Origin of the sequence: Actinomadura kijaniata, assembly GCF_014138665.1 — a bacterium.
In the GTDB taxonomy this organism is placed as follows: Bacteria; Actinomycetota; Actinomycetes; order Streptosporangiales; family Streptosporangiaceae; genus Spirillospora; species Spirillospora kijaniata.
Map to the genome: position 1 here is coordinate 109,389 of NZ_JACJIA010000005.1, position 16,314 is coordinate 125,702.

Here is a 16,314-nt window from a genome sequence, read left to right on the forward strand (position 1 = left end):
GACCGAAGGGAAACGCGATGCCCCCGCCGCACGACGCCCCGTCCGCCGCCGAACTCGTCACCGCCGTCCGCGAGTTCCTGGAACGCGACGTGCTCCCCGGCCTGGAAGGCCGCACCCGCTTCCACGCCCTGGTCGCCATGAACGCGCTGGCCGTCGTGGAGCGTGAGATACGCCTGGGGGCGGAGCAGGCGGCGGAGCACGCCACGCGCCTGAAGGACCTGGGCTACCGGGACGACGCGGCCCTGGCCGCCGCCATCCGGGCGGGTGATCTCGACGCGCGTCACGCCGAGCTGAAGTCGGCCCTGGCCGCCGCGGTCCGGGACAAGCTGCTCGTCTCCAACCCGGCGTACCTCGACGGGTGAGCCCGCCGGGTCGCCGAGGCCCTCATCGCGGACACGCGCTCGTGGCCGCCAACACGTCGGGGGTCGTACGCGAAGCGGCCCGGTCAACGAGGTGACCGGGCCGCTCCGCGTGACGTGCGGTGAGGATCAGGTGCTGGAGGCCAGGTCCAGTTCCTTCTTCACCTTCGGGTCGCCCTCGTCGGCGACGTAGTCGGACGCCTGGGTGGCGTCCTCGCCGTCGGCGACCTTGGCCGCGCGCAGCACCAGGGTGCCGAGCACCGCGATGACCAGGTTGACCGCCAGCGCGAGCATGCCGACGTACACCGTCATCTTGGTGTCCAGGCCCAGCTCGCCGAGCGGGTAGGCCGAGCCGCCGAAGTGCGCCTTGCCCTTGGCCGGGTTCGGGATCTGGTAGAGCATCCACAGGCCCACCGCCAGGCCGGCGGCCCAGCCCGCGATCAGCGCGCCGCGGTGGAACCAGCGGGTGACCAGGCCCAGCGCCACGGCCGGGAGCGTCTGCAGGATGACGACGCCGCCGATGAGCTGCAGGTCGATGGAGAACTGCGGGTCCAGCAGCAGGATGCAGGCGACCGCGCCGACCTTGACGACCAGCGAGACCAGCTTGGAGACCTTGGCCTCCTGCGCCTCGGTGGCGTCCTTGCGCAGGTACTCGCGGTAGATGTTGCGGGTGAACAGGTTCGCCGCGGCGATCGACATGATCGCGGCGGGCACCAGCGCGCCGATGCCGACCGCGGCGTAGGCGACGCCGGTGAACCAGCTCGGGAACATCTGGTCGAACAGCACCGGCACGACGGTGTTGGTGTCGGGCTTGCCGTCGGTGACGATCGGCTTGACGTTCGCCGCGATCGCCATGAAGCCCAGCAGGGCGATCAGGCCGAGCACGAAGCTGTAGGCGGGCAGCGCGGCCATGTTCCGCTTGATGACGTCGCGGTTCTTGCTGGCCAGCACGCCGGTGATGCTGTGCGGGTACAGGAACAGCGCCAGCGCCGAGCCCAGCGCGAGCATCGCGTAGTTGAGCTGGTTGGTGCCGTTCAGCAGGATGCCGTCGCTGGGGACGGGCGTCTTGTCGAACTTGGCCTGGGCGGAGTCGAAGATGTTGCCCCAGCCGCCGAGCTTGCTCGGGATGTACAGCACCGCGACGATGATGACCAGGTAGATCAGCACGTCCTTGACGAACGCGATCAGCGCGGGGGCCCGCAGGCCGGACTGGTAGGTGTAGGCGGCCAGGATCCCGAAGGCGATGACGATCGGCAGGTGGCCGGTGATCCCCATCGCCTTCAGCACCGCCTCGATGCCGACCAGCTGGAGCGCGATGTAGGGCATCGTGGCGACGATGCCGGTGATCGCGACGACCAGCGCCAGGGTGGGGGAGCCGAAGCGGGCCCGCACGAAGTCGGCCGGGGTGACGAAGCCGTGCACGTGCGACACCGACCACAGCCGGATCAGCACGAGGAAGACCAGCGGGTACACCACGATGGTGTAGGGCACCGCGTAGAAGCCGGCCGCGCCCGCGCCGAACACCAGCGCCGGGACGGCGACGAAGGTGTAGGCGGTGTACAGGTCACCGCCGATCAGGAACCAGGAGACCCAGGTGCCGAAGTTGCGGCCGCCGAGGCCCCACTCGTCCAGTGACTCCATGGTGGTCGGCCGGCGCCACCGGGCCGCGACGAAGCCCATCCCGCTGACCAGCAGGAACAGCACGCCGAAAATGATCAGTTCGGTGAGGTGCTCGCCCGTCACGGATCAGCCCTTCCTCTTGGTCGCCCGGTAGACCACGACCGTGCAGAGCACGCCCAGCGGGATGAAGGCGAACTGGATCCAGTAGAAGGCCGGGAATCCGGCGATCCGGGGTCCGTCGCTGTTGAACAGGAAGGTCAGCAGCGGGACCACCACGGGGATGACCAGGAGCCAGTTCCAGGGACTGCGGTCGCTCCGCCGTGTCTCCGGCGGAGAATCCTTCGTGACCACGGCTCCTCCTCGTCGCGTGTCGTGCGGGCGTCGGCGGGCGGGATGTCCGCATGCTGAGACGGCCCGCGGGCTGGGGTGAGTGGCGAGAGCCTATGAGTTTCCGGTCACGGGTCGATCTCGGAGATGGTACGAGTTGATGGATCGTTCCATAATTTGGACTAAACCGGACTAAGCGGACGGCGGGGGAGTCTCCACCGGATCCTCCACCGGGTCCTCCCGGTCGTCGAACTCCAGGCGCAGCGCCTTCGCCATCGTGGCGTGCATGTCGTACAGGCACGTCACGTAGGTCAGTTCGAGGATCTGCTCGTCGGGCAGGTGCCGTCTCAGCGTCTCGAACACCTCGTCGTGGACGCGCCCGCCGTTCAGCACGAGCGCGTCGGCGTAGGCGAGCACGGCCCGCTCCAGGGGGTCGAACAGGTCCGACACCTCCCAGTGGGCCACGGCCTGGATCTTGTCCTCCGGCACGCCCAGGGCCCGCATCTGCCTGCGGTGCTGCGCGTACACGAACCGGCTGCCCCGCGCCCACCCGGCCCGCGTCTGCCCGAGCTCCCGCAGGACGGGGTCGAGCGAGACCTCCCGGTAGAGCTGGAAGCCCGCCACGCAGTGCTTGAAGACCGCGTGGTCGAGGGCGAAGACCGTCCACCAGTCGCCGGGGGTCCCGTCCGTCGTCCCCGGCTCCGCGACCGGGTCGCGGCCCTCGCCGAAGAGCAGGTCGTAGAAGAACTGAACGAGCTTGTCGTCGCGCTCGGTGGCCTCGGCGCGGGAGACCTGGCGGAGTCTGGGCATGCTGCGGCGGCCTTTCGGGGGGCTTTCGGGGAAGCGGTGAACGGGGCGCCCGCGGTCACACGGTGCGGTCGGCGGCGGTCTTCGGCTCGTGGCGGACGTCGGTCCCGGGGTCCAGCCCGCGGGTCCAGGCGGCGAACTCCACCAGGATCCCGTCGGGGTCCTTGAAGTAGAGGGAGCGCACGAACACGCCGTCGTGCACCTCCTTGGCGACGCCGAACTCGCTGTCGTCGTGGTTGAGCAGGACGCCGACGTCGACGCCCTTGGCGATCAGCCGGTCCCGGTACTCCTCGATCCTCTCGGGCGGGACGTCGAAGGCCACGTGGTTCATCGAGCCGACCGCCGACAGCAGCTCGCCCCGGTCGGGCAGGTTCTTGGGCGCCGACACGCCGGGCACGGGCTCGGGCGCGTCGGGGAACCAGAAGAACGCCAGCGCGTTGCCGCCGCCGCAGTCGAAGAAGAAGTGCTGGCCCCAGCCCATCGGCAGCTCGATCGTCTTGATCAGGGGCATGCCGAGCACGCCGGAGTAGAAGTCCACGGTGGCCTTCATGTCCCGGCAGACGAGCGCCAGGTGGTTGATGCCGCGCAGTTCGAACTCGGTGTTCCCGCGGTCCACGGTGGGTCCTCCCGCCTCGTGCCGTAAGTGATCGCTTTTCATCTTCGCAGGGTCGGCGGAGGAACAGAACCCCGGCCTGGTCCGCGAGGCGGCGGCGGCGACCGGCCGGGTCCGGCGGGCGGGCCCGTCAGGCTTGGCCCGGGGCCATGACACCCGGTAGTCTCGCTCCATGCGAACCGGAACCCACCAGTGGTGGTGGCGCCGCTGAGGCGGCGCCGGTTCTCGCACGTTCGACATCCAGGCGACCGCCCCCAGCCGGCGGTCGTTTCCCGTTTCCGTCGGCGGGGGCCCGAACACGAGGGGCCACCACGGTGGAGACCGTCTCGCATCAGCCGCTGACCACCGAGTTCGTCACGGCCGGGGGGTTGCGGGTCACCCGTACCGCCGCACCCGTCGACCCCGAGCGCAAGTCCGACGTGCTCAACGCGCTCGTCGCCGCCGTCGGGGAGCGGCGCGGCGGCGTGCTCAGCTCCGGCATGGAGTATCCGGGCCGCTACAGCCGCTGGCACATGGCCTACATCGACCCCTGCCTGGAGATCGTCGCCACGGGGCGCACGATCGCCGCGCGGGCCCTCAACGGCCGCGGCCGGGTGCTGCTGTCCGCGGTGGCGGGGGCGATGCGCGGCACCGGCGAGGTCCGGGCCGACGAGGCGGACCGGTTCGCGGTGTTCGTGCCGCCGACCGAGGAGTTCTTCCCCGAGGAGGAGCGCAGCCGCCAGCCCACCGTCTTCACCGCGCTGCGCGCCGTGGTCGACCTGTTCCGCTGCGACGACCCACACCTGGGGCTGTACGGGGCGTTCGGGTACGACCTGTCGCTGCAGTTCGAGCCGCTGCGCACCCGCCTGGAACGCCCCGACCACCAGCGCGACCTGGTGCTGCACCTGGCCGACGAGCTGATCGTGGTGGACCGCAAGCGCGAGACCTCGCACCGGATGTCCTACGACTTCGAGGTGGACGGGGCGAGCACGGCCGGGCTGGCGCGCGCGACCGAGCCGACGCCCGTCCAGGTCGCCGCCGAGCCGCCGCCGCAGCCGGTGCCGGGCGTGTACGCGCGGATGGTGCGCGAGGCCAAGGAGAAGTTCGTCCGGGGCGACCTGTTCGAGGTCACGCCGGGGCACGCCATGTACGGGCGGTGCACCGACCCGGCGGCGTTCTTCGAGCGGCTGCGCGAGACCAACCCCGCCCCCTACGAGTTCATGTTCAACCTCGGCGAGGGCGAGTACCTGGTCGGGGCGTCGCCGGAGATGTTCGTGCGGGTCGGCGGGGACCGGGTGGAGACCTGCCCGATCGCCGGGACGATCCGGCGCGGCGCCGACCCGCTGGAGGACGCCGAGCAGATCCGCACGATCCTGTCCTCGCTCAAGGACGAGTCGGAGCTGACGATGTGCACCGACGTGGACCGCAACGACAAGTCGCGGGTCTGCGTGCCGGGCAGCGTCAAGGTGCTGGGCCGCCGCCAGATCGAGCTGTACTCGCGGCTGATCCACACCGTGGACCACATCGAGGGGCGGCTGCGGCCCGGGTTCGACGCGCTGGACGCGTTCCTGACCCACATGTGGGCGGTGACGGTGACCGGCGCGCCCAAGACGTGGGCGATGCAGTTCATCGAGGACCACGAGGACTCGCCGCGCCGCTGGTACGGCGGGGCGGTCGGTTGCGTCGGCTTCGACGGCTCGATGAACACCGGGCTGACGCTGCGGACCGCGCAGATCCGCGACGGGATCGCGACCGTGCGGGCGGGCGCGACGCTGCTGTACGACTCCGACCCCGACGAGGAGGAGCGCGAGACGCACCTGAAGGCGAGCGCGCTGCTGGGGGCCCTCGCCGAGTCGCAGGAGGGGGCGCGGGCGGCGGACGCGGCGGACGCGGCGGCGGAGCCGGCCCCGGCGGGCGCGGGCGAGGGCCTGAAGGTGCTGCTGGTCGACCACGAGGACTCGTTCGTCAACACCCTGGCCGACTACTTCCGGCAGCAGGGCGCCGACGTGGTGACGCTGCGGCACGGGTTCCCGGCGCGGATGCTCGACGAGCACGCCCCCGACCTGGTGGTGCTGTCGCCCGGCCCGGGCCGTCCGGAGGACTTCGCCACCGACGCGCTGCTGGACGCGCTGGACGAGCGGCGGCTGCCCGCGTTCGGGGTGTGCCTGGGGCTCCAGGCGATGGTGGAGCACGCGGGCGGCGAGCTGGCGCTGCTGCCCGAGCCGTCGCACGGCAAGCCGGGACGGGTGCGGGTGAGCGGCGGCGCGCTGTTCGAGGGCCTGCCGGAGGAGTTCACCGCCGCCCGCTACCACTCGCTGCACGCCACCCCCGAACGCGTGAAGGGCTTCCAGGTCACGGCGCTGACCGGGGACGTGGTCATGGGGATCGAGGACACCGGGCGGCGGCGCTGGGCGGTGCAGTTCCACCCCGAGTCGATCCTCACCGCGCAGGGCCGCTCGGGGCACCGGATCGTGGCCAACGTGCTGCGGCTGTGCCGCGACCGCTGACTTCCGGACAGCACACAAGGATGATTACGGCCACCCCGGACGGGTCGAAGGTTTGTTCCCCTCCGTCCGGGGGACCTCCGGGCCATGCTTGCCACACTGTGCGCCATCGCCGCGCTGATCCTGATCGTCTACGGCATCTACATCCTGGTCGCGCGCCGCGACCTGCTCTGGGGGATCGTGCTCATCGTGGTCGGCTTCCTGGTCGGCCCCGGCGGGTTCTGGATCTTCAATCCCTGACGCCGCCCCGGAAAGACTGACATGAGATGTCAGGTTTCGGTGCCAGCCTGGACGGCATGGAACGAGATCTGACCGGAAAGATCGCGCTGGTCGCGGGGGCCACCCGGGGCGCGGGCCGGGGCATCGCCGTCGCCCTGGGGGAGCGGGGCGCGACCGTGTACTGCACGGGACGCACCACCCGCGCCGGGCGTTCGGAGATGAACCGGCCCGAGACCATCGAGGAGACCGCCGAACGGGTCACCGCCGCCGGCGGCGAGGGGATCGCGGCCCGGGTGGACCACTTGGACCCGGGCCAGGTCGCCGACCTGGTCGCGCGGATCGACGCCGACCACGGCCGCCTGGACGTCCTGGTCAACGACATCTGGGGCAGCGACCACCTGTTCGAGTTCCGCACGCCGTTCTGGGAGCTGTCCCTGGACGACGGGCTGCGGATGATGCGGCTGGCGCTCGACACCCACCTGATCACCGCCCACCACGCGCTGCCGCTGCTGCTGCGCGGGCCCGGCGGTCTCCTGGTGGAGGTCACCGACGGCACCGCCGAGACCAACGCCGACTACCGCCGCGACTGCGGGATCTTCTACGACCTGGCCAAGTGGGCGGTGATCCGGCTGGGCCGGACGTTCGCCGAGGAGATCGGGCCGCGGGGCGCCACCGCGCTGTCGCTGACGCCGGGCTGGCTGCGGTCGGAGGCGATGCTGGAGCACTTCGGCGTCACCGAGGAGAACTGGCGCGACGGCACCCGGGTCAACCCGCACTTCGCGATCTCCGAGACGCCCCTGTTCGTCGGCCGCGCCGTCGCCGCGCTGGCCGCCGACCCCGACCGGTCCCGCTGGAACGGGCGCTCGCTGTCGGCCGGGGGGCTCGCCCCGCTCTACGGCTTCACCGACACCGACGGCAGCCGGCCCGACGCCTGGCGGTACATCGCCGAGGTGGAGTCGCAGGGCAAACCCGCCGACGTGACCGGCTACCGGTAGAGCGCGGCGACGCGGCGGGCGGTGGCGGCGAGCTCCTCGCGCAGCCCGGCGGGCTCGACGACCTCGACGTCGGCGCCCAGCCGCAGCAGCTCGTGCAGCGCGACCTCGGGGGACTCGACCGGCAGGGTGGTGGTGACCCACCCGTCCGCGTCGGGCTCCCCCGCCGCCTCGGCGGCGTGCCGCGCCGCGTACGGCTCCACGGCGTACCGCAGCCCCCGCAGCCCGGCGGGGCTGAGCCGGACGGTGATCCTCTCGCGCAGCATCGACCGCAGGAACGCCTCGGCCTGCTCGCGCCAGTACCCGGGCAGGTCGAAGCCCTCGTCCCGGTCGAACACCGCCCCGGTCGGCCGGACGGCGACGATCTTGTCCACCCGGTAGGTGCGGTGGCCCCCGCCCGCCGCGCGGGCGGGGCCGCCCCCGACCCGCGCCACCAGGTACCAGGTGCCGTTCTTGAGCACCAGGGCGTACGGCTCGACGGTCCGCACCACCTCGCGGTCGCGGCGGTACCGCAGCTCCACCACCTGGTCCCGCCACACCGCGCCGGTCAGCTCCCGCAGCAGCGGGGGAGGACCCGACTCCCCGAACCAGCCGGGCGCGTCGAGATGGAACCGCTGCCCCGCGCGCCCGGGGGCGTCCCGCAGCGTCGCCGGGAGCGCCGCCAGGACCTTCAGCTCGGCGGCGGCGACCGCGTCGGCCAGCCCCATGTCCCGCGCCGGGCCGGGCAGCCCCGCCAGGAACAGCGCCTCGGCCTCCTCCCGGCTGAGCCCCGTCAGCCGGGTCCGGTAGCCGTCGACGAGCCGGTATCCGCCGCCCCGCCCCTGCTCGGCGTAGACCGGGACGCCCGCCGCCGACAACGCCTCCACGTCGCGGTACACCGTCCGCTCCGACACCTCCAGCTCGGCGGCCAGCTCGGCGGCCGTCATCGAGCCCCGCGACTGGAGCAACAGGACCAGGGAGATGAGCCGGGACGCACGCATGCGCCCATCTTGACATTCTTGTGTGAGAAACCGGGACTTTCGCTGTTCTGTGAGGTCGTGGCGTTGCTAGCGTCCGGGGCGTGCCGAACACCCACACCACCCAGAGCCCCCTGACTGCGTTCGTCGACGCCCTGCCCAAGGTCGAGCTGCACGTCCACCTGGTCGGCTCGGCCTCGGTGCCGACCGTGCTGGAACTGGCCCGCCGCCACCCCGGCGGCCCCGTTCCCCTCACCGAGGAGGCGCTGCGCGACTTCTACGTCTTCCGCGACTTCCCGCACTTCGCCGAGGTGTACCTGGCGGTGTCGGACCTGGTGCGCGACCCCGAGGACGTCGCCACGCTCGTCGTCGGGACCGCCCGCGACCTGGCCGCGCAGAACGTCCGCTACGTCGAGCTGACCGTCACCCCCTACAGTCACCAGCGGGTCGGCATGCCGATGCCCGCCATCACCGAGGCGCTCGACCGGGCCGTGCGCGACGCCCGCGAGCGGCACGGCATCCGGGTCGCCTACATCTTCGACATCCCCGCCGAGTTCGGCGAGGACGCCGCGCGCGGCACCCTCGACCACGCCCTGAACCACCCGCCGGAGGCGCTGGTCGGGTTCGGGATCGGCGGCGACGAGAGCGTGCGCGCCAAGCACCGCGACGCGTTCCGGGACGCGTTCACCGCCGCCCGCGCCGCCGGGCTGCGCAGCCTCCCGCACGCCGGGGAGATGACCGGCCCCGAGACGATCTGGGAGGCGCTGGAGCACTACGGCGCCGAGCGCATCGGGCACGGCACCAACTGCCTGGCCGATCCGCGCCTGGTCGCCCACCTGCGCGAACACCAGATCCCGCTGGAGGTGTGCCCGACCTCCAACGTGTGCACCGGCCAGGTCGCGACGATCGCCGACCACCCGCTGCCGCACCTGCTGGAGGAGGGCCTGTACGTCACCCTCAACAGCGACGACCCCCCGATGTTCAACACCACGCTGACCGGCGAGTACCGGGCCGCGGCCGAGGCGTTCGGGCTCGGCGCGGCCGACCTGGCCGACCTGGCCCGCAACGCCGTGCGCGCCTCCTGCCTGGACGCGGCCGGGCAGCGGGAGATCCTCGACGAGATCGACCGGGTCGCGGGCTGAACCGGGCCGGGCTGAACCGGGCCGGGCTGAGCCGGGCCGGGCCGGGACCGGCTCAGCCCCAGGCCAGCAGCCGCCACGGGCTGGCCGGATCCTGCGTGAGGATGCGGTGCCCCGCCAGGGACCGCTCGTACCACTCGCCGAACTCGCCCTCGTCGAACCGCAGCATCCGGCCCAGCACGTACCCGGCCGAGAACTCCCGCCACGACCGGTAGACCCGGCCCGCCAGCCGGCCCGCCCGCAGCACCGCCTCCTCGGCGGCCTCGGCGTCGCAGAACCGGGCGCCGAGGCCCCAGCGGGCCATGTTCACCGCCCGCCCGAAGTCGTAGCCGAACACGCTGTCCACCCGCCCGTCGGGCGGCAGCAGCCCGTCGGACCGGAACCGCGCCTCGTACCGCAGGACCAGCGCCGACAGCTCCACCAGCTCGCCCGCGGCGTCGGCGGGCACCTCCTGCCCGGCGCACCAGTCCACGATCGCGTCCCGCCAGTCGCGCGGGCCCATGCCGTGCTGCCGCCGGTCCAGCACGATCTGGATGGCCGGATCGGAGTTCTCGGCGGCCAGCAGCCGGTCGATCTGCTCGCGCCAGGACGCCGGGCCGGTGACGCCCCAGTCGCGTTCCAGCAGCGTCCGCTCGCCGGCCGGGTCGCCGCCGTGCTCCAGCACGTTCCAGGGCACGCCGTTGCCGACCGCCAGGTGCGCGCCGACCGCGAGCGCCGCCGCCAGCCGCCCCCACGTCGCGTGGCCCGGGTCGGCGACCAGCACGTCGTGGTCGCGGTCGGGACGGCGCTGCGCCCGGGCGAGGATCTCGGTGACCCGGCCGTGCCCCTCGCCGCCCGGCGGCAGCAGCCCCAGCAGCTCCCGCAGCGGCCCGATCGCCGCGCGCTCCCCGGCGTCGCGGACGATCAGCCGGGCGGCGTGCACCCCGGCGCGGTCGGCGCGCTCGTTCTCGCCCAGCGCGCGGAACGCCGTCATCGCCGCCCACGCCCGCCGCGCGCCCTCGCCGTCGCGCCCGGCCCGGGCCAGCACGTGCGCGGCCTGGTCGTCCAGGATCGCGCGCGGCTCGGCCGCCTGCGCGGGCAGCGCCGCCGCGGCCCGCCCGAGATCGGCCAGCAGCCGCAGCGCCTGCTCGGCCCGGCCCGCGTCGGCCAGCGCCCGCGCCTGCCGCGCCCGCACCGCCACCACGCCCGGCCAGTCCGCCCGCGCCTCCAGGGCGTCGGCGACCCCGGCGAAGGCGGCCGCGGCCTCCTCCGACCGGCCCTGCCGCTGATACCGGCGGGCGCGGTCCAGAAGCTCCCCGGTGTCGGTCCGCATCGCCATGATCACCTCCGTGCCGGGACACACCGTACCGGTCAGCCGACCGCGGCGGCACCCCCGTCCCCGACCTCGACGCGGGTGTCGTGGAACACCGGGCCGTCACCGAGGTCGGTCAGGTCGCCGCCGGTGACGGCGTTGACGTTCGCGCCGCCCGACAGCTTGGCCCACAACCCCTTCGCCGAGGCCGCCACGCCCGGCCGCACCGCGTCGCTGACCTCCAGGACCGCCTCGAACGCGCCCCGGTCGTTGTGGACCCGCACCCGCTGCCCGTCCGCCAGCCCGCGCGCCGCCGCGTCGTCCGGATGCAGCCGCACCACCGGGCCGCCGGAGCGGCGGCGCAGCTCGGGGTTGTTGCCGAAGACGGTGTTGAGGAAGTGGTGCGACGCCGCCGACACCAGCGCCAGCGGGTAGCGCTCCGCGCGTCCGGGATCGACGACCTCGGCGGGCGGGACGTACCCCGGCAGCGGGTCGTGCCCCTCGCGCGCCGCCCGCTCCGACCGGAACTCCAGCCTCCCCGACGGCGTCGGGAACCCCTCCGCGTACGGCACGAACGGGTCGGGCACCGACAGCCGCACGAACCCCTCCTTGCGCAGCCGGTCCAGCGTGACCCCCGCCATCCACGGATGGCCGGACGACAGCGCCTGCTCGGCCAGCTCCTCGTCGGAGTCGAACAGCGCGGGCTCGGTCAGCCCCATCCTCCGCGCCAGCCGCCGGAACGTCTCGGTCGACGGCAGGCACTCGCCGGGCGGCGCGACCGCGGGCTGGTTGCACGCCAGGTACAGGTGCCCGTAGCCGTCGTTGAGGTCGAAGTGCTCGTGCTGCATCGTCGCGGGCAGCACGATGTCGGCGTAGTCCACGGTGTCGGTCGGGAACTGCTCCAGCACCACCGTGAACAGGTCCTCGCGCGCCAGTCCCCGCCGGATCCTCTCCTGGTCGGGGGAGCTGCCCACCGGGTTGGCCGCGATGACGAACAGCGCCTTGACCGGCGGATCGCCCGCCTCCAGCAGCGTGTCGCCGATCCGGCTCATCGTCAGCGTCCGCACCGGCCGCCTCCGCAGGTCGTCGCGGTACAGCGCCGCGCGGTCCAGCTTCATGTGCGCCGACGTGGAGAACGACAGGCCGCCGCCCCGCAGCGCCCAGTCCCCGGTCACCCCCGGGACGCAGGCCAGCGTCCGCAGCGCGGTCCCGCCGCCGGCGTGCCGCTGCAACCCCTGGGTGGCGCGGATCGCCGTGGGCCTGGTCCGCGCGATCCGCTCCCCGAGCGCCACGATCCGCTCGGCCGGCACACCGGTGATCGACGCGACGGCCTCGGGCGGGAACCCCGCGATCCGCTCCCGGAACCCCTCCCACCCCAGCGTGTGCGCGGCGAGGTACTCCTCGTCCTGCGCGCCCAGCCCGACGATCACGTTGAGCAGCCCCATCGCCAGCGCCGCGTCGGTGCCGGGCAGCGGCGCCAGGTGCTCGTCGGCCTGCTGGGCGCTGCGGGTCCGCACCGGGTCGATCGCGACGACGTGCGCGCCGTTCCTCCGCGCGGCCTGCACGAACTTCCACACATGGTGCCCGCTGGTCAGCGGGTTGGTGCCCCACAGCAGGATCAGCCCGGCGTGCGCCAGGTCCTCGGGGTCCAGGCCCGCCGGCGACCCGACGGTGTACTTCAGCCCGGCGCTCCCGGCCGACGAGCAGATGTTGGCGTGGTGGTCCGACGCGCCCAGCACGTTGAACAGCCGCCGCCCCGGCAGGCCCTCCAGCCCCTGCAGGTAGCCGAGCGTCCCGGTGCCCCAGTACGGCCAGACCGCCTCCCCGCCGTGCTCGGCGACCACGCCCTCCAGCCGCGCGGCGATCTCGTCCAGGGCCTCGTCCCAGGAGATCCGCTCGAACCGCCCCTCGCCCTTGCGCCCGACCCGCCGCAACGGGTACAGCAGCCGGTCGTCCTGCCCGGCCCGCTCCAGCCACCGGCTGACCTTCGTGCACAGCGCGCCCCGCGTGTACGGATGGTCGGGGTTGCCGCGCAGCCTCACCGCCCGCCCGTCACGGACGGTCACCACCCACGAGCAGCCGTCCGGGCAGTCCAGGGGGCAGGCCCCCAGCACCTTCAGCTCAGGGCTCGTCTTCTCCTGGGACAGGGACACCTCGACCTCCACGAATCCGCCGCGAACACCCAGTCTGCTGCATAAAGCCAGGAGTCTCACGCTGAGACGGACATTACGCGGGGACGGCTTCCGTTCTCGGCCCCCGCCCCGGCACCCCGCACTAGGCTTACGGAGGCCGTTGAGGACGACGAAGAGGGAGCACCCGGTGGCGGGCGAGGACACGTTCGAGATCGAGTTCCGTAGCGACGTGGTGGTCGAACTGATCAAGTCGGCGGCCTCCGACGCCGACGTGCTGTGGGCGGCCCGGGTGTCCACCAAGGGCGAGAACTCCCTGGCCGAGATCGAGGCCGACCCCGAACGCTCCAAGGGCCTGATCAACTACCTGATGCGGGACCGGCACGGCACGCCGTTCGAGCACTCCACGATGACCTTCTACGTGAAGGCCCCGATCTTCGTGTTCCGCGAGGCGATGCGGCACCGCACCTTCTCCTTCAACGAGGAGAGCGGCCGGTACCGCAAGCTGGACCCCGTCTTCTACGTGCCCGGCCCGGACCGCAAGCTCGTCCAGGAGGGCAAGCCCGGCAAGTACCACTTCGTCGATGGCACCCCCGAGCAGCACAAGCTGGTGACCGAGGCCACCCGGGAGAGCTACCGGCAGTCCTACAGGGCGTACCTGGAGATGCTGGAGGCGGGCGTGGCCCGCGAGGTCGCCCGCACCGTCCTGCCGGTCGGCCTGTACTCCTCGATGTACGTCACCGGCAACGCCCGCGCCCTGATGAACTTCCTGTCCCTGCGGACCAAGCGGGAGGACTCCACGTTCCCCTCCTTCCCGCAGCGCGAGATCGAGATGGTCGCCGAGCGGATGGAGGAGGAGTGGGCGACCCTGATGCCCCTCACCCACGCCGCCTTCGAGGCCAACGGCCGCGTCTGCCCGTAACCCCCCCGCCGGAGCCGTCGACCCGTTGGACGTGAGGCGTGTCACTGTGGTCGGTGGGGTCTGGGCGGGGGAGGGGCGGTCGGTCAGGGTGGGGAGTCATGGTTGACATCACGATTCCCGTCGGGGACCGGCGGGTGCCCGGCTACCTCGCCGTGCCCACGGGGGAGGGGCCCTGGCCCGCCGTGGTCGTCCTGTTCGAGGCGATGGGCTACACCCGCGACATGCGCGACCAGTGCGACCGGCTCGCCGAACACGGCTATCTGGCGGTGCTGCCCGACCTGTACGGCGGACGGCCCTGGATCAGGTGCGTGCGCAAGGCGATGCGGGACATGCTCGCCCAGCGGGGGCCGACGTTCGAGGCCATCGACGCGACGCGGGCGTGGCTGGCCGGACGCGACGACTGCACCGGCCGCGTCGGCGTGATCGGGTTCTGTATGGGCGGCGGGTTCGCGCTGGTCGCCGCCGCCCGGTACGACTTCCAGGCCGCGGCCGTCAACTACGGGATCCTGCCGCGCGACGCCGAACGGGCCCTGGAGGGCACCTGTCCGGTCGTGGCGAGCTACGGCGGCCGGGACCGGACGCTGCGCAACGCGGCCCGCAGGCTGCGGCACACGCTGACCGTGCTGGACGTCACGCACGACGTGAAGGAGTACCCCGAGTCGGGGCACTCGTTCCTGACGAATCCGGAGATCCCCCGCCCCTTCTCCCCGATCGTCAAGATCGTGTTCGGGATCGGGACGGGCCGCGAGCACGCCGCGGACGCCTGGGAGCGCATCTTCGCCTTCTTCGACGAGCATGTCGCCCAGAAAAAATCTACAACGTAAAGGCGCTTGCCTGGGTCCGTCGCAGAACGGTGATCCCTCGACCGGCGGCCAGCAGGGGGCGCCGGGCGGTCCGACGCCTCGGTGATCGCCGCACGTCGGGTCGTCGTCGCGTCCACTCCAGCGGGCGGGTCCGACGTTTCCGGCGGGTCAGCCGCCCGAGACCGACGGCAGGATGTACACCTCCGCGTCCGGGACCAGCGGCGTCGCCAGCAGCGCCAGGTCGCGGATGTTGGCGGCGCCGACGAAGACGTTGACGTGCGGACGCAGCACGCCCCGTTCGTCGCGGACGCGGCGTTCCACGGCGGGCAGCACGGCGGCCAGGGCGTCGAGCAGGTCGCCGACCGTGGCGTCCGCGGGGACCTCCAGCGGGACGGCCGGGCGCGCGCCCGCGATGTCGCGCAGCGCTCCCGGCAGCCGGACCGTGACGGTCATGCGGCCGGCGGGACCGGTCACAGCACCGCCGCCCGCACGCACAGCACGTCGGGCAGGTGCCGCACGATCTCGGTCCACGTCTCGCCCTCGTCGCGGCTGGCGTACACGCAGCCGTCGCGGGTGCCGAAGTACAGGCCCGCCGGGTCGGCGGCGTCGGTGCAGAACGCGTCGCGCAGCACCGAGGCGTGGCACGGTTCCGCCGGCAGTCCCTCGGTGAGCGGCCGCCAGGTCTCGCCCGCGTCGTCGGAGCGGCAGACCTGGTAGTGGTGTCCGGCGGGGGCGCGGTCCTCGTCGGAGTTGAGCGGCAGCACGTAGACGGTGTCGGGCCGGTGCGGGTGGACCAGCAGGGGGAAGCCGAAGTCGGCGGGCAGGCCCTGGTCGATGGGGGTCCAGGACTCCCCGTCGTCGTCGCTGCGGTAGACGCCGCCGTGGTGTTGCAGGAACAGCCGGCGCGGGGCGTCGGGATGGAAGTCGACCTTGTGGACGCACTGTCCGTACTCGGGGTAGGGGTCCTCGGGCAGGAAGTCGGCGCGGATGCCCCGGTTGCGGGGCTCCCAGGTGTCGCCGCCGTCGGTGGTGCGGTAGACGCCGCCGGTGGAGATCGCGACGACGAGGGTGTTCGGGTCGTTGGGGTGCGGCAGGACCGTGTGCAGGCACAGCCCGCCGCCGCCGGGGTGCCACAGCGGGCGGTGCGGGTGGTCCCACAACCCTTCGACCAGGGAGAACGTGCGCCCGCCGTCCTCGGAGCGGAACAGCGCCGCCGGTTCCACGCCCGCGTACACCACGTCGGGCTGGGTGGGGGAGAAGCGCAGCTGCCAGATGTCGTTCAGGGAGGCCTCGGCGGAGGGCGGGAACGCGACCGGCGCGGTGTCGTCCTCCCCGGCGGGTTCGCTCCAGGTGCGGCCGTGGTCGCGCGACTCCACCAGCGAGACGCCCCAGAACGGGCTGTGGACCGCGGCGAGGATCCGGCCGTCGGCCGGGTCGACGGCGGCGGCGGTGACCGGCGTGGAGGGGAACGCGACCGGCGCGACCTCCCACTCGGCGCGGCCCCGGCGGCTGTGGGCGGTGAACAGCCCCTTGCGGGTTCCGATGACGAGGACGACGTCGTCCATGGTGTCTCCCCGGGTGGGCGGGACGCGGTCCCGGCCATGGTCGCACGGTGCCGGGAAGGCCGCCGTGCGACTCGCGCAACGGTCGGGGA

16 protein-coding genes are annotated in these 16,314 nt (G+C 73.0%); 7 read left to right on the plus strand and 9 right to left on the minus strand.

The genetic code is table 11. From position 1 onward, the window contains the following. Window positions 1-17: 17 nt before the first annotated feature. On the plus strand, window positions 18-362 hold the full coding sequence (locus tag HNR61_RS20275; protein WP_182844755.1) for a DUF6285 domain-containing protein: 345 nt from the start codon (window positions 18-20) through the stop codon (window positions 360-362). A 126-nt stretch (window positions 363-488) separates the two neighbouring features. On the opposite strand, the gene mctP is transcribed toward HNR61_RS20275, so the two are convergent. The 4 genes from mctP to HNR61_RS20295 form a co-directional block, all read right to left on the minus strand. Then, on the minus strand, window positions 489-2,102 hold the full coding sequence (gene mctP, locus HNR61_RS20280; protein WP_182844756.1) for a monocarboxylate uptake permease MctP: 1,614 nt from the start codon (window positions 2,100-2,102) through the stop codon (window positions 489-491). A gap of 3 nt (window positions 2,103-2,105) precedes the next feature. Then, window positions 2,106-2,330, minus strand: coding sequence for a DUF3311 domain-containing protein (locus HNR61_RS20285; RefSeq protein WP_182844757.1), 225 nt, complete (start codon window positions 2,328-2,330; stop codon window positions 2,106-2,108). A 168-nt stretch (window positions 2,331-2,498) separates the two neighbouring features. Further along, a complete protein-coding gene (locus HNR61_RS20290) occupies window positions 2,499-3,116 on the minus strand; it encodes a carboxymuconolactone decarboxylase family protein (RefSeq protein ID WP_182844758.1) in 618 nt (205 codons plus the stop codon). A 55-nt stretch (window positions 3,117-3,171) separates the two neighbouring features. Continuing rightward, window positions 3,172-3,729, minus strand: coding sequence for a VOC family protein (locus tag HNR61_RS20295; RefSeq protein ID WP_312897995.1), 558 nt, complete (start codon window positions 3,727-3,729; stop codon window positions 3,172-3,174). A gap of 311 nt (window positions 3,730-4,040) precedes the next feature. Here HNR61_RS20295 and HNR61_RS20300 point away from each other — a divergent pair, with 311 nt between their 5' ends. From HNR61_RS20300 to HNR61_RS20310, 3 genes are all read left to right on the plus strand, one after another. Then, complete coding sequence (locus HNR61_RS20300; protein WP_182844760.1) at window positions 4,041-6,212, plus strand: anthranilate synthase component I; 2,172 nt, start codon at window positions 4,041-4,043, stop codon at window positions 6,210-6,212. Between the two features lie 84 nt (window positions 6,213-6,296). After that, window positions 6,297-6,449, plus strand: coding sequence for a GPGG-motif small membrane protein (locus HNR61_RS20305; protein WP_182844761.1), 153 nt, complete (start codon window positions 6,297-6,299; stop codon window positions 6,447-6,449). Window positions 6,450-6,505: 56 nt separating this feature from the next. Beyond that, window positions 6,506-7,423: an SDR family oxidoreductase gene (locus tag HNR61_RS20310; protein WP_182844762.1), complete on the plus strand. Its 918-nt coding sequence runs from the start codon at window positions 6,506-6,508 to the stop codon at window positions 7,421-7,423. On the opposite strand, the gene HNR61_RS20315 is transcribed toward HNR61_RS20310, so the two are convergent. After that, window positions 7,414-8,400, minus strand: coding sequence for a helix-turn-helix transcriptional regulator (locus tag HNR61_RS20315; protein ID WP_182844763.1), 987 nt, complete (start codon window positions 8,398-8,400; stop codon window positions 7,414-7,416). The two genes, HNR61_RS20310 and HNR61_RS20315, sit on opposite strands and share 10 nt — an antisense overlap. Window positions 8,401-8,480: 80 nt before the next feature. On the opposite strand from HNR61_RS20315, the gene add reads away from it, so the two are divergent. After that, complete coding sequence (add, locus tag HNR61_RS20320) at window positions 8,481-9,518, plus strand: adenosine deaminase (RefSeq protein ID WP_182844764.1); 1,038 nt, start codon at window positions 8,481-8,483, stop codon at window positions 9,516-9,518. A gap of 52 nt (window positions 9,519-9,570) precedes the next feature. Here the strand turns inward: add and HNR61_RS20325 are convergent, their stop codons facing one another. Continuing rightward, window positions 9,571-10,833 carry a DUF1266 domain-containing protein gene (locus HNR61_RS20325; protein WP_182844765.1) on the minus strand — a complete coding sequence of 421 codons (1,263 nt, stop codon included), beginning with the start codon at window positions 10,831-10,833 and terminating at the stop codon, window positions 9,571-9,573. Window positions 10,834-10,865: 32 nt separating this feature from the next. Then, entirely contained in the window at window positions 10,866-12,959 is a 2,094-nt protein-coding gene (locus HNR61_RS20330) for a molybdopterin-containing oxidoreductase family protein (RefSeq protein WP_312897996.1), read from the minus strand. A gap of 139 nt (window positions 12,960-13,098) precedes the next feature. On the opposite strand from HNR61_RS20330, the gene thyX reads away from it, so the two are divergent. Both thyX and HNR61_RS20340 read left to right on the plus strand, forming a co-directional pair. Beyond that, the gene (gene thyX / locus HNR61_RS20335; protein WP_220509583.1) at window positions 13,099-13,857 is read left to right on the plus strand and encodes an FAD-dependent thymidylate synthase; all 759 of its coding nucleotides are present in this window, start codon (window positions 13,099-13,101) and stop codon (window positions 13,855-13,857) included. Window positions 13,858-13,955: 98 nt separating this feature from the next. Then, entirely contained in the window at window positions 13,956-14,681 is a 726-nt protein-coding gene (locus HNR61_RS20340) for a dienelactone hydrolase family protein (protein ID WP_182844766.1), read from the plus strand. A 147-nt stretch (window positions 14,682-14,828) separates the two neighbouring features. On the opposite strand, the gene HNR61_RS20345 is transcribed toward HNR61_RS20340, so the two are convergent. Both HNR61_RS20345 and HNR61_RS20350 read right to left on the minus strand, forming a co-directional pair. Continuing rightward, the gene (locus HNR61_RS20345) at window positions 14,829-15,113 is read right to left on the minus strand and encodes a ubiquitin-like small modifier protein 1 (RefSeq protein WP_182844767.1); all 285 of its coding nucleotides are present in this window, start codon (window positions 15,111-15,113) and stop codon (window positions 14,829-14,831) included. A gap of 17 nt (window positions 15,114-15,130) precedes the next feature. Beyond that, entirely contained in the window at window positions 15,131-16,225 is a 1,095-nt protein-coding gene (locus tag HNR61_RS20350) for a WD40/YVTN/BNR-like repeat-containing protein (protein ID WP_182844768.1), read from the minus strand. Between the last annotated feature and the right edge of the window lie 89 nt (window positions 16,226-16,314).

Excerpts from the sequence above, each read along its gene's own strand:
- HNR61_RS20315 (WP_182844763.1), bottom strand. The coding sequence starts at position 8,400 with ATGCGTGCGTCCCGGCTCATCTCCCTGGTCCTGTTGCTCCAGTCGCGG.
- HNR61_RS20325 (WP_182844765.1), bottom strand. The coding sequence starts at position 10,833 with ATGGCGATGCGGACCGACACCGGGGAGCTTCTGGACCGCGCCCGCCGG.
- HNR61_RS20345 (WP_182844767.1), bottom strand. The coding sequence starts at position 15,113 with ATGACCGTCACGGTCCGGCTGCCGGGAGCGCTGCGCGACATCGCGGGC.
- HNR61_RS20305 (WP_182844761.1), top strand. The coding sequence starts at position 6,297 with ATGCTTGCCACACTGTGCGCCATCGCCGCGCTGATCCTGATCGTCTAC.
- HNR61_RS20350 (WP_182844768.1), bottom strand. The coding sequence starts at position 16,225 with ATGGACGACGTCGTCCTCGTCATCGGAACCCGCAAGGGGCTGTTCACC.
- HNR61_RS20275 (WP_182844755.1), top strand. The coding sequence starts at position 18 with ATGCCCCCGCCGCACGACGCCCCGTCCGCCGCCGAACTCGTCACCGCC.
- HNR61_RS20310 (WP_182844762.1), top strand. The coding sequence starts at position 6,506 with ATGGAACGAGATCTGACCGGAAAGATCGCGCTGGTCGCGGGGGCCACC.
- HNR61_RS20290 (WP_182844758.1), bottom strand. The coding sequence starts at position 3,116 with ATGCCCAGACTCCGCCAGGTCTCCCGCGCCGAGGCCACCGAGCGCGAC.
- HNR61_RS20340 (WP_182844766.1), top strand. The coding sequence starts at position 13,956 with ATGGTTGACATCACGATTCCCGTCGGGGACCGGCGGGTGCCCGGCTAC.